Below are 12238 nucleotides of genomic sequence, written 5' to 3' on the forward strand. Positions count from 1 at the left end.
CGCCCGGTACTCCATCTCCAGGGGGAGAACTTGCGCAGACAAGTGAAAAGAGCAGCTGCAGCCACCGTGGCAACGGCCGCAGCGGTCGCCCTCGCAGCGGGTATGACCAGCCCCGCGTCGGCGAAGCCCGCAGGTGCCTCGGTGGCCGCAGCCCCGAAGGGCACCGCCCGGCACCACGTCACCCTGATCACCGGTGACCGAGTCGCCCTCGACGCCAAGGGCCGCATCGTCGGCCTGGAGCGGGCCAAGGGGCGCGAGCACATACCCTTCCAGGTTCGCAAGGCCGCCGGACACACCCTGGTCGTCCCGGCCGACGCGGCCCGCCTGGTCGCCTCCGGCACGCTGGACCAGCGCCTGTTCGACGTCACCGAGCTGAACAAGGCCGCCACCCGCAAGGCCCAGAAGAACGGCCTGAAGGTCATCGTCGGCTACCGCGGCGCCGCCACCGCCGCCAAGGCCGACGTCCGGGACGCGGGCACCCTGCGCCGCAGCCTGAAGGCGCTCAACGCGGACGCCGTGCAGACCCCGGCCAAGGCCACCGCCGAGCTGTGGGACGCCGTCACCAACGGCGACAGGACCGCCTCCGGCATCGCGCACGTCTGGCTCGACGGCGTCCGCAAGGCCTCGCTCGACCAGTCCGTGCCGCAGATCGGCGCTCCCACCGCCTGGGCCGCCGGCTACACCGGCAAGGGCGTCAAGGTCGCGGTCCTGGACACCGGCGTCGACACCAGCCACCCGGACCTGAAGAACCAGGTGCTGGAGTCCAAGAACTTCACCGCCGCCGCCGACGCCACCGACCACTTCGGGCACGGCACGCACGTCGCCTCCATCGTGGCGGGCACCGGCGCCAAGTCGGGCGGCAAGTACAAGGGTGTGGCCCCCGACGCCAAGCTCCTCAACGGCAAGGTCCTGGACGACTCCGGCTCCGGTGACGACTCCGGCATCCTCGCCGGCATGGAGTGGGCGGCCGCGCAGGGCGCCGACGTCATCAACCTCAGCCTCGGCGGCTACGACACCCCCGAGGTCGACCCGCTCGAAGCCGAGGTCAACAAGCTCTCCGCCGAGAAGGGCGTCCTGTTCGCGATCGCCGCGGGCAACGACGGCCCCCAGTCGATCGGCTCCCCGGGCAGCGCGGACGCCGCGCTCACCGTCGGCGCCGTCGACAAGAAGGACAAGCTCGCGGACTTCTCCTCCACCGGCCCGCGCACCGGCGACGGCGCCATCAAGCCGGACGTCACCGCGCCCGGCGTGGACATCACCGCCGCGGCGGCCAAGGGCAGCGTCATCGACCAGGAGGTCGGCGAGAAGCCCGAGGGCTACCTGACCATCTCCGGCACCTCGATGGCCACCCCGCACGTCGCGGGAGCCGCCGCCATCCTCAAGCAGGAGCACCCCGACTGGGGGTACGCCGAGCTGAAGGGCGCCCTGACCGGCTCCACCAAGGGCGGCAAGTACACCCCGTTCCAGCAGGGCTCGGGCCGCATCCAGGTCGACAAGGCCATCAAGCAGTCGATCGTCGCCGACCCGGTGTCCGTGAGCTTCGGCGTGCAGCAGTGGCCGCACACCGACGACAAGCCGGCCACCAAGAAGCTGACGTACCGCAACCTCGGCGACAAGGACGTCACGCTCACCCTGAGCAGCACCGCCACCAACCCCAAGGGCGCGGCTGCCCCGACGGGCTTCTTCAAGCTCGGCGCGACGAAGGTGACCGTCCCGGCGCACGGCAGCGCCGCGGTCGACCTCACCGTCGACACCAAGCTGGGCGGCACCGTCGACGGCGCCTACTCCGCGTACGTGACGGCGACGGGTGACGGCCAGACCGTCCGCACGGCCGCCGCGGTGCAGCGCGAGGTGGAGTCGTACGACCTCACCCTGAAGTTCATCGGCCGTGACGGCAGGCCCACCCCGAACTACGGCGCCGACCTCAGCGGCGTCGCGGGCCTGGCCGGCGGTATCTGGCTGAACCCGTACGACAAGTCCGGCACGGTGAAGGTGCGCGCGCCCAAGGGCACGTACATCCTCAACACCTCCGTCTACGCGGACCCGCAGGACGCCACCAAGGGCATCGACTGGATCGCGCAGCCGAAGCTGACCGTCGGCAAGAAGCAGACGATCACCATCGACGCGCGCAAGGCCAAGCCGGTGGACATCACCGTCCCGGCCACGGGCGTGAAGTCGCGGTTCGCCTCGCCCGAGTTCGACGTCACGCTCGGGGACGGCCAGTACGGCTACGGCTGGTTCCTGGACACGTACAAGAACTTCCGCACCGCCCACCTGGGCCCGCAGCTGCCCGCCGGCTCGCTGCGCCAGCAGTGGGACGGCCACTGGACCAAGGGCGCGACCGAGCAGTACGACGTCACCTCCGGCGGCGCCGTCAAGCAGCTCGCCACCGGCTACACCAAGCACTACAAGGCGAGCGACCTGGCCACGGTGAAGGCCCGGCTCGGCGCCGCGGCCAAGGGCAAGAAGGGCTCGATCGGCGCGGTGGGCTGGCTGCCCGGCAGCTCCAGCGGTTCCTCCATCAGCATCCCGCAGAACCTGCCCGGCACCCGCACCCTGCACCTGTCCGCCACCGGTGGCGCGCAGTGGCAGCTGGAGTTCGAGCAGGACGGCGGCGTCGACCAGGACGGCTTCCCGGTCACCGAGGCCGGCTACACCCTCGGCCAGTCCGCCTTCAAGGCCGGCCGGACCTACACCAGGACGGTCAACACCGCGGTCTTCGGCCCGCACGTGGGCACGGGCCTCGGTCTCTTCCGGGACGGCAACGAGATCTTCGGTTCGCTGCCGCTGTTCGCCGACTCCGGCAAGCACGCCGGGTACTCGCAGTTCACCTCGGCGAACACCACCCTGTACCGCAACGGCACCAAGGTCGGCTCCAACAGCGACCCGCTGTTCGGCGGGAAGACCTTCAAGGTCCCGGCCGGTGACGCGGCGTACCGGCTGACCACCTCGGTCAAGCGGTCCGCGAAGGTGGCGGAGGCCTCGACGCGCATCGACGCGGCCTGGACCTTCCGCTCCAAGAAGCCGGCCGACTTCACCCAGCTGCCCGCCTCCGCGCTGCACTTCGGCGCCACGACCGGCCTCGACAGCCGGGTCACGGCCGGCAGGACGGTCACCTTCCCGGTCACCGTCGAGGGCTCGGCCGCGGGCCGCAACCTGAAGTCCCTCGCCGTCTACGTCTCCTACGACGGCAAGAACTTCAAGAAGGTCACCGTCAAGAACGGCAAGATCACCGTCAAGAACCCGGCGAAGAACAAGGCGATCTCGTTCCGCGCCAAGATCACCGACAAGAAGGGCAACACGTCGGAGATCACGATCTACAACGCGTACTTCGGCAAGTAGGCCGTAGCGCTCCCAGGTGAGGGGCACACCGGAGGACAGCCTCCGGTGTGCCCCTCACCGCGTCGCCGCGCGGGTCGCGTCCGCGCCCCAGCTGGCCAGCAGACGCAGGGACTCGGCGGAGGGGGAACCAGGCTCGGCGTGGTAGGTCACCAGCGACTGGTCCGAGCCGTCCGTCATGCGGAAGCTCTCGAAGTGCAGGTCCAGGTCGCCCACCAGCGGATGGTGCAGCTGCTTGACGCCGTGGCTCTTCTCCTTGACGTCGTGCGTGGCCCACAGCCGGCGGAACTCCTCGCTCTTCACGGACAGCTCGCCCACCAGCGCCGACAGCCGGGGATCGTCCGGATGACAGCCCGCGTCCATCCGCAGCGCGCACACGACGTCGATCGCCTTCTGCTCCCAGTCGACGAACAGGTCCCGGTAGTCCGGCTGCAGGAACACCAGCCGCGCCCAGTTCCGCTCACCCGGCGGCAGCTGCGCCCAGTCACCGAAGACGGCCGCCGCCATCCGGTTCCAGGCGAGGATCTCCGCCCGCCGGCCCACCACGTACGCCGGTACGCCGTCCATCGTGTCCAGCAGCTGCCGCAGCGCCCCCCGCACCTGCTGCTGCCGTGCCACCGGCTTCTTCTTGTGCGCCTTCGGCTTCGCCAGATGGGTCAGGTGCGCGTGCTCGGCCTCCGTCAGCCGCAGCGCCCGCGCGATCGAGGCCAGCACCTCCGCCGACACGTTCCGCCCGTTGCCCTGTTCGAGCCGGGTGTAGTACGCCACCGACACCCCGGCCAGCTGCGCCAGCTCCTCCCGGCGCAGCCCCGGCACCCTGCGCTGCCGCCCGAAGCCGGCCAGCCCGACGTCCTCCGGCTTCAGCCGGGCCCGCCGGCTGCGCAGGAACTCGCTCAGCTCCGCCCGCCGGTCCAGGGTCCGGCCGGCGGTGACCGCTGCGTCCGGCTGCTCGTCCCTGCTCTCCATGCGTCCAGTATTCCTGGTCGTACGCATACGAGCCTGACCCCGCCAGTGGTACGCACAGCCGTCGTACGCAAAGCCGTGGTCTGGGTGGCCGCCCCGCCGCGCTGCAGGCTGGAGACCGTGCCCGGCGGAAGAGAGCCGGGCGCGACCCCCCTCGCTAGGAGATCCCCGGCATGACCACTGTTGCCGCATACGCCGCGCCCGCCGCGAAGGCCCCGCTGGAGCGGACGACCATCGAGCGACGCGCGGTCGGCGAGTCCGACGTCCTGATCGACATCAAGTTCGCCGGTATCTGCCACTCCGACATCCACCAGGCCCGGGAGGGCTGGGGCGAGGCGATCTTCCCGATGGTCCCCGGCCACGAGATCGCCGGCGTCGTCTCCGAGGTCGGCCCCGGCGTGACGAAGTTCCAGGTCGGCGACCGGGTGGGGGTCGGCTGCATGGTCGACTCCTGCCGCGAGTGCGAGAACTGCCTGCGCGGTGAGGAGCAGTACTGCCTCAAGGGCATGGTCGGCACCTACAACGCCGTCGGCAAGGACGGCGAGCCCACCTACGGCGGCTACTCCGAGAAGATCGTCGTCGACGAGAACTACGTCGTCCGCATCCCCGACGGGCTGTCCCTGGACGTCGCCGCGCCGCTGCTGTGCGCGGGCATCACCACGTACTCCCCGCTGCACCACTGGAACGCGGGCCCCGGCAAGAAGGTCGCCGTCGTCGGCCTCGGCGGCCTCGGCCACATGGCCGTCAAGATCGCGCACGCCATGGGCGCCGAGGTGACCGTCCTCTCCCAGTCCCTGCGCAAGAAGGACGACGGCCTGAAGCTGGGCGCCGACCACTACCACGCCACCAGCGACCCGAAGACCTTGGAGGAGCTGGCCGGCACCTTCGACCTGATCGTCTCGACGGTGTCCGCGCCGATGGACTTCGGCGCGCTGCTGTCCCTGCTGAAGGTCGACGGCGCCTTGGTGAACGTGGGCGCGCCCGAGGAGCCCATCGCGCTCAACCTGTTCTCGGTGATCGGCGGCCGCAAGACCCTCGCCGGTTCCATGATCGGCGGCATCCGCGAGACCCAGGAGATGCTGGACTTCTGCGCGGAGCACGGGATCGGCGCCGAGATCGAGCTGATCAGCGCGGCCGAGATCAACGAGGCGTACGAGCGGGTGCTGGCGAGCGACGTCCGCTACCGCTTCGTCATCGACACCGCGACGATCTGACCTGCGGCCCTGCCGGGCCGTGGCTCTGCCGGGCCGTGGCTCTGCCGGGCCGTGGGCCTGCCCGCCGTGGCTCTGCCGGCCGTGGTCCGGCCGGGCTGCGGCCGGCGGCGGATCGTCTGCCTGCTGCGGAGGTCCGCCGCCTGCGGGCCGTCGTGGTCGTTGGCGCACTTCCCCGCGCCCCTTCGGGGCACTCCCCAGCCCCACTAGCCCAGAGCGAAGCCCTCGCCGGCGCCGTACGCCCGCACCACCGCGCCCCCGTCCGGCGCGGGCCGCACCACATGCACCCGCCCGGCCCCGGACACCCGGGCCCCGTCGTCCCCGACCGCGAGCAGCGTGTTCTCGTCCACGGCGACCCCGTACGGCACCTCGCCCCGCGCGACCGCCGCGACCAGCCGCGGCAGCGTGCCCCACTGGGCCGCGTGCACGTCCACCGCGAACGGGACCAGCCCGAGCCCCGGCCGTACCGCGACCTCCGCCAGGTCCTCCCCGGTCTCCTCCGGGCACACCGGCACCCCGTCCACCAGCCACCCGCCGACCACGGCCCGCCGCGCGGCCACGGCGGCACCGGCGGAGAAACCGGCGTACGGCAGACAGCGCGCCGCCAGCAGTTCCGGCAGCCGCTCCAGACACCCCGAGAGGGCGTCCTGGTAGGCCGGCGTCAGCCCGCCGCAGACCAGCAGCCCGTCGATCCCGTCCAGCGCGGCCTCCGGCTCGAACCGGCCGCCGAGCGGCACCAGCAGCGGCACCGGCACGCACGCCGGGTCCGCCTTCCCCAGCGCCACCGCGTACCGCTCGAACTGCGCCGTCCCGTCCCCCTCGTCGAGGACCAGGCACCCGACGCGCCGCTTCCCGCGCACCTGGCGCAGGAACGGCTCGTACACCTCGGCGCGGTCCCAGCCACCACCGATCAGAAACACGGGACTGCCCATGCCCTCCCCTTCACCAGACGTAAGGGGCGAATGTACGGGGCGGAAGCGGGAACCGTCGCCCGAATTACGCTCAGCGGGGCAAGCGGAACACCTCGGCCGCGGTGCCGCCGAGCACCCGGTCGCGGATCTCGCCGGAGGCCGTGGCCCGCTCCACCATCACGCGGGCCACGACGGGGTCGCCGTAGGGGGCGTCGGAGCCGAAGAGGGTCCGCTCGGGAAGTTCGCGGACGGCCAGCCGTACGGCGATGACGAGGAACGCCGTCGACAGCTCCAGGTACATGCCGGGGGTGTCCCGCACCAGTTCCACGGCCTCCATCCAGTGCAGGCCGCCGAGCTGGCTGACGATGAGCGGGACGCCGGGGTGGCGGCGGGAGAGCGCGGCGAGCGTGCGCAGGTCCTCCGCGGTGGTGGGAGCGAAGCCGTGCACGACCACGGGCAGCCCGCCATGGTCGGCGGCGGCCCTCAGCACGGGCTCCAGCCGGCCGGCCCGCCCCGGCGCCGGCGTCAGTTCCCCGATCCCGCACAGTCCCCGGCCGACCACGTCCTCGGCGACGGCCCGCTCGACCTCCTCCGCCGGCAGCTCCAGCGGCACGGACCCGAACCCCACGAACCGCTCGGGATGCGCGGCGACCGCCGCGGTGACCTCGTCCAGCGCACCGGCGAAGGCCTCCCGGGTACCGCCGCGCCCGCCGAGCGCACCGTCCAGCACCGCGAACTCCCGCCGCAGCGACGGAAGGTCACCGGCGCGTTCGGGATGCGGCCGGGTCGGGAACAGGACGGCCCTGTCGACACCGGCGGCGTCCAGAGCGTCCAGGTGGAGGCCGACGGGGTCGTGCACGTGCCCGTGCGCATCGATGATCACTGTCTCTCCCTCGGTTCGCGGAATCCCGCTCTCCGGGGGAGCGTTGCAGCCTGACACAGTGACAGGGTCAAGCACGACAGGGAAAGACGGGACGGTACATGAGGAGCACACCGTGCTGATCGGCGAACTGGCGGCCCGCACCGGCACCAGCCCCCGCCTCCTGCGCCACTACGAGAGCACCGGCCTGCTCACCCCGCACCGCCGCCCCAACGGCTACCGCACGTACGAGGAGGCGGACGTCCAGCGCGTCCACCGCATCCGCACCCTCCTCGCCGCGGGCCTGCCCACCCGCCTGGTCGCCACGCTGCTGCCGTGCACGGCGGACACCGGGACGGGCCCCACCCTGACCGCCTGCCCCGGAGTCCCCGAAACCCTGCGCCGCCGCCTGTCCGAACTGGACGAGAAGGCCCGGCGCCTGGAGGCGGAACGAACGGAACTACGCCGCCTGCTCACCGCCCTGACCACGGGGCACGCCGCAGCGCGGCACTGATCACCTGCCGGACGCGCCCGCCTCCGCGGCATACGTGAGCAGGGTGGCGAAGCGCAGCCACACCAGCAGGTACGTGTTCAGGGGCGCGTAGCCCGGGTGGACGAGGCTTTGGAGGGTGCCGACCGCTTCGGCCAGCGCCTGGCGGGTCGGGCCGTCCGTTCGTCCGAGGTTCGTGAGGTAGGACCTCGCGCAGGCGTCGAGGCGGGCGTGCAGGTCCGCGAGCCGGCGCGCCTGGCCGACGGTGCAGAGCGTCGGGTCGGGGAAGGGGAAGCGGGTGAAGGACGCGTGGCGGTTCGCCACGGCGGCGACGAGGCCCAGCCGCGACGGTGCCGTGGCACCGGGCCAGCACGGTCCGCGCAGGAACGCCGTGTCGGCGGGCCGGGGAGTCCGCCGGCCGGATGCCTTCTCCGTGCGGCGGCGGGCGGCGAAGGCGCCCACCTCCGCGAGCCGGACCGCACGGCCGGCCTCCAGGGTGTCCAGCGCGCGCAGCATGGCCGCCGGGTCCCTGCGCAGGTCGGGGGAGGGGCACGACGTCGCGGCGAGGTAGGCCCAGGTCGCGTGGAAGCCGAGCGGACAGAAGTGCCCGACGGCGCACCTCAGGGCGGTGTGCCGCCGGGCGAGGGGCAGTTGCTCGTCCCGGACTCTGCGGGCGTGGGTCGTGAAGCCCATCCGGTACGTCAGCCCCGGGCCACCCCGACCGGGCAGGACACCCCGGTCCCGCCCAGGCCGCAGTAGCCCGCCGGGTTCCTGTCGAGGTACTGCTGGTGGTACGCCTCGGCCGGATAGAAGGGGCGGCCCTCGGCCGGGAGGAGTTCCGTGGTGATCGTGCCGTGGCCGGAGGCGGTCAGGACCTTCTGGTAGGCCTCGCGGGAGGCCTGCGCGGTGGCGGCCTGCTCGGGGGTGTGCGTATAGATCGCCGAACGGTACTGGGTGCCCACGTCGTTGCCCTGGCGGAAGCCCTGGGTCGGGTCGTGCGACTCCCAGAAGGTCTTCAGCAGGCGCTCGTACGAGATCCGCTCCGGGTCGTACACCACCCGGACGGCCTCCGTGTGGCCCGTCAGGCCGGAGCAGACCTCCTCGTACAGCGGGTACTCCGTGTAGCCGCCCTGATAGCCCACCAGGGTCGTGTACACGCCCGCCGGAAGCTGCCAGAACTTCCGTTCCGCGCCCCAGAAGCAGCCCAGGCCGAAGTCGGCGATCTCCAGGCCCTCCGGGTACGGGCCGAGCAGCGGGGTGCCGAGGACGGTGTGGCGGTCGGGGACCTCGAAGGCGAGTGCCGGGCGGCCCCCCAGCGCCTGCTCGGGGGTGGGCAGCCGGGGCGTGCGGCCGAAGAGCATGGGGTCTCCCTGTCGGTGCGGGGACGGGATGCCCGCCGCCTCGGCGGCGGGCACCCCCTGCAACGCCCGGACGGCCCCGCGCATTCCGGTCAGGCGGCCGCCGGCGCGGCCTGCGCCGCCACCTCGCCCACCACGGTGTTGCGGACCCGGCAGTAGTACCCGGCCTTGTCGTTCCGGTAGCGCCACGGCAGCGCGTGCACATACCCGTCGACCAGCTTGAACTGCTCCAGTGCCGCCTCGTTGCGGTCCTGCAGGTGGAGGTAGAACGCCAGCAGGTGACGCAGCTCCGGCAGCCGCGGGTGGGACGGGTCGGCCGCCGCCGCGTCCGCGAGGGCCGCCTCGACCCGGGCCAGCATCTGCGGGGTGTTGTCGGCCGCGGTGTCCTCCGAGTCGTCGTGCTCGAAGTGCGCGATGAGCGGCAGCGCCGTCAGCAGGCTGCCCAGCGGCGCGCCGGCCGCCGCCCGCTCGGCGAACTCCATGGCCTGCCGCGCCGAGCCCCGCCACTTCGCGCACCAGTACTGAAGCGCCGAGAAGTGGGCCTCGTAGTGGTGCGGGGCGCGGGCGGTCAGTTCCTCCCACAACGTGTCCATCCGGGCGTTCGGGTAGCCGAGGCCCAGCGCCACCCAGATCTCCGCCACGTACGGCGTCGGGTCGTCCGGGTTCAGCGCCGCCGCCCTGGCGACCTCCTCACGGGCACCGGCCAGCGTGCGGTGGAAGGCGTCGAACTGCTCCCCGGTCGTGTACTGGGCCCGCTGGCCGCCCCGCAGCTTCCAGGCCAGGATGACCGTGCTGCGTGCCCGGACCACGGCCGCGTCCGGATCGTCGCGCCGCACGGCCTCCCACGCCAGCAGCCAGGCGTCCTCCTCGGCCGCGCACTCGGCCAGCAGGTACGCGGCCCACGACCGGCGCTCCCAGTCCCGGCCTATCGACGCGAGCAGGTCGGCGGCCGGCAGCCAGTCACCGCCGCGCACCGCGGCGAGCACACCGGCCCACTCGGCGGGCAGGGGCGCGGCGAGGTCCGTGTTCTGCCGCTCGGCGGGCAGCAGGCCGAGCTTCTCCGCGGCCTGCGCGGCCTGCGCGGCTTCCGCGGCCTCCGCGTCCTCGTCGGGGCTCGGGTTGAACAGCTCCTTGAGGAACACCCAGGCCAGCCACAGCACGAAGAGGAGCGTCGGGACGGCCAGGACGCCCAGGATCCAGAACAGGACGGTCATCGGGGGTCGGTCCGTTTCCTTCTTGGGAGAGTTCTCGGGGGAGTTTCAGGGGGCGAGGGGGGGGGAGAGGGGGCGGGGGTGCCGGTGGCCGGGGTCGTCAGGCGTTCTGGGTGGCCGGCGGCAGCAGTGCCCGCAGCCGCGTGGTGTCGGGGTGGTCGGCGAGGGCCGCTTCGAGGGCCGCCTCCAGCTCGGCCTCCGGGCCGCCCTCCCCCGTCTCCGAGCCCCAGCCGGGCAGCCGCAGCGACGCCGGCCGGGACCAGGAGAACTCCCAGTGCAGCAGGGAACGGGAGCTGAACTCGGCCAGCACCATCGTGCGCAGCGAGCGGCGCAGCACCGGCCGTACGAACTCGCGGAACGCCCGCCCCTTCGCGGCGGCCGCCTCCTCCGACAGCGGCAGCTTCTCCGCCAGCCGCCACAGCCGGCCGTCGTCGATGACGTCCAGCAGCGCGGGCAGCGTCGCCGGCTGCCCGGTGTACCCGGCCAGCGCCCGGTGCAGCGGGGTCTGGGCGGTCGTCAGGCCCGCGGCCATCGAGGCGTCCAGCAGCTCCTCCCAGCCGGCCGCGCGCGGGTAGCGCAGCAGCTCGTCGGCGAGGGCGGCGTCCTCCAGCGCGGCCAGCGTGCGCGCGGGCTCGGACAGCAGGGCCAGGGCCGCCCCCCTGGCCTCGTCGGTGCGGCCGTCGGCGGGCAGCGCCTCGATCCGGCGGACGCGCTCGGCGATCGGCGGGTGGGAGTCGTACGGCCCGGCGGGCTCCTCCGGCAGCTGAGAGCGGAGGTCCGCCAGCTCCAGCTCACGGGCCGTCAGCAGCCGGCCGAAGCCGCCGAAGAACTCGCCGCGCGGCGGCAGCAGCCGGGCCTGGAGGCCGAGGGTGGCGTACGACTCCAGGTAGAAGTCGTGGGAGGCGGACAGGACCGGGATCTCCCGCAGCGCCGACGCGGTCGCGTCCCGCCCGGCGATCCGGGCGGCGGTCAGGTCGGCGGCGAACTCCTGGCCGCGCGCGGTGGAGAGGGAGGCGCGCAGGTAGAACTTGCCGTACGCGGTGTAGATCCGCGCCATCGTCCGGTACGTCGCTCCGACGCCGGTCGTGTCGACCTGCTTGGCCTTCTTGCCCCTGGCGACCCGCTCGGCGGACTTCCGCTCCTGCCGGGCACGGTCGGCGGCCACCTTGTCGTCCGCCTTCTCGTGGAACTGGCCGATGACCCGGCCGATCTGCACGCGCCCGCGCACGACGAGCGCGGACAGCCGGGTGTCACCGCCGGTGAAGTGCCCGAACTCGTGAACGAGTACGGAGCGCAGCTGAGCCTCGGTCAGGCCGGTCAGCAGCGGGACGCCGAGGTAGAGACGGCGCGGGCCGGGGAGCAGGCCGAGCAGCCGCGGATTCTCGCTGACGGCCGCGTTGACCTCGCCGGTGAGCACGATCCGGTCGGGGGCGCGGGTGCCGGCCGCCGCGGCGATGTCGCGGACCAGCGCCCACAGCCGGGGCTCGTCGGCCTCGGCGACCGGGATGCCGGGGCCGTCCTCGCCCTTGGGCGTGCGCAGCATCAGCATGCCGCGGACGACGGGGATGGCGAGCAGTACGGTGACGAAGCCGACCTTCGCCGTGAGCGGGCCGTGTCCCCAGCTGAAGACGAGGACATCGAGGCCGATCAGCGCGGCGAGCAGGACGAGGCTCAGCAGATAGAAGCCGAGCAGCAGGACAAGAGCGCGCAGCGCGCGCAGAGTTGCGCCCATCGGGCAGATCCCCCCACAGGACCTCAAAAAAGGGACATGACAAGGCCGCCGGGCCGTCGGGCCCGGTCGGTACCGGTGGTGCTTGCGGTGTCGTGCGGTGCTGCTGATGCTGCTGCAGCACGGGTGACGCCTGTGGTGTGGGGGGATGCGGAGTATGCCCTACC

10 protein-coding genes are annotated in these 12238 nt (G+C 72.8%); 3 read left to right on the plus strand and 7 right to left on the minus strand.

The genetic code is table 11. The features are described from left to right. Positions 1-42: 42 nt before the first annotated feature. Positions 43-3342, plus strand: a complete 3300-nt coding sequence (locus IEZ20_RS22930) for a S8 family peptidase (protein WP_189301771.1) — start codon at positions 43-45, stop codon at positions 3340-3342. A 54-nt stretch (positions 3343-3396) separates the two neighbouring features. On the opposite strand, the gene IEZ20_RS22935 is transcribed toward IEZ20_RS22930, so the two are convergent. Then, entirely contained in the window at positions 3397-4305 is a 909-nt protein-coding gene (locus tag IEZ20_RS22935; RefSeq protein ID WP_189301773.1) for a helix-turn-helix domain-containing protein, read from the minus strand. Between the two features lie 170 nt (positions 4306-4475). On the opposite strand from IEZ20_RS22935, the gene IEZ20_RS22940 reads away from it, so the two are divergent. Beyond that, positions 4476-5516 (plus strand): NAD(P)-dependent alcohol dehydrogenase, encoded by a 1041-nt coding sequence (locus IEZ20_RS22940; RefSeq protein WP_189301775.1) that lies wholly within the window; start codon positions 4476-4478, stop codon positions 5514-5516. A gap of 203 nt (positions 5517-5719) precedes the next feature. Here IEZ20_RS22940 and IEZ20_RS22945 read toward each other — a convergent pair whose 3' ends face one another. Continuing rightward, positions 5720-6445 (minus strand): type 1 glutamine amidotransferase family protein, encoded by a 726-nt coding sequence (locus tag IEZ20_RS22945; RefSeq protein ID WP_189301777.1) that lies wholly within the window; start codon positions 6443-6445, stop codon positions 5720-5722. Positions 6446-6515: 70 nt separating this feature from the next. Next, entirely contained in the window at positions 6516-7307 is a 792-nt protein-coding gene (locus IEZ20_RS22950) for an amidohydrolase family protein (RefSeq protein ID WP_189301779.1), read from the minus strand. 112 nt (positions 7308-7419) lie between these two features. On the opposite strand from IEZ20_RS22950, the gene IEZ20_RS22955 reads away from it, so the two are divergent. Further along, positions 7420-7797, plus strand: a complete 378-nt coding sequence (locus tag IEZ20_RS22955) for a MerR family transcriptional regulator (RefSeq protein WP_189301781.1) — start codon at positions 7420-7422, stop codon at positions 7795-7797. Here the strand turns inward: IEZ20_RS22955 and IEZ20_RS22960 are convergent, their stop codons facing one another. The 4 genes from IEZ20_RS22960 to IEZ20_RS22975 form a co-directional block, all read right to left on the minus strand. After that, a complete protein-coding gene (locus IEZ20_RS22960; RefSeq protein WP_189301783.1) occupies positions 7798-8466 on the minus strand; it encodes a hypothetical protein in 669 nt (222 codons plus the stop codon). 8 nt (positions 8467-8474) lie between these two features. Further along, complete coding sequence (msrA, locus tag IEZ20_RS22965; RefSeq protein ID WP_189301785.1) at positions 8475-9134, minus strand: peptide-methionine (S)-S-oxide reductase MsrA; 660 nt, start codon at positions 9132-9134, stop codon at positions 8475-8477. Positions 9135-9223: 89 nt separating this feature from the next. Beyond that, positions 9224-10345, minus strand: coding sequence for a hypothetical protein (locus IEZ20_RS22970; protein WP_189301787.1), 1122 nt, complete (start codon positions 10343-10345; stop codon positions 9224-9226). A 97-nt stretch (positions 10346-10442) separates the two neighbouring features. Continuing rightward, positions 10443-12074: a M48 family metalloprotease gene (locus IEZ20_RS22975; RefSeq protein ID WP_189301788.1), complete on the minus strand. Its 1632-nt coding sequence runs from the start codon at positions 12072-12074 to the stop codon at positions 10443-10445. Positions 12075-12238 lie beyond the last annotated feature (164 nt).

The organism is Streptomyces cinerochromogenes, assembly GCF_014648635.1.
Classification (GTDB): Bacteria; Actinomycetota; Actinomycetes; order Streptomycetales; family Streptomycetaceae; genus Streptomyces; species Streptomyces cinerochromogenes.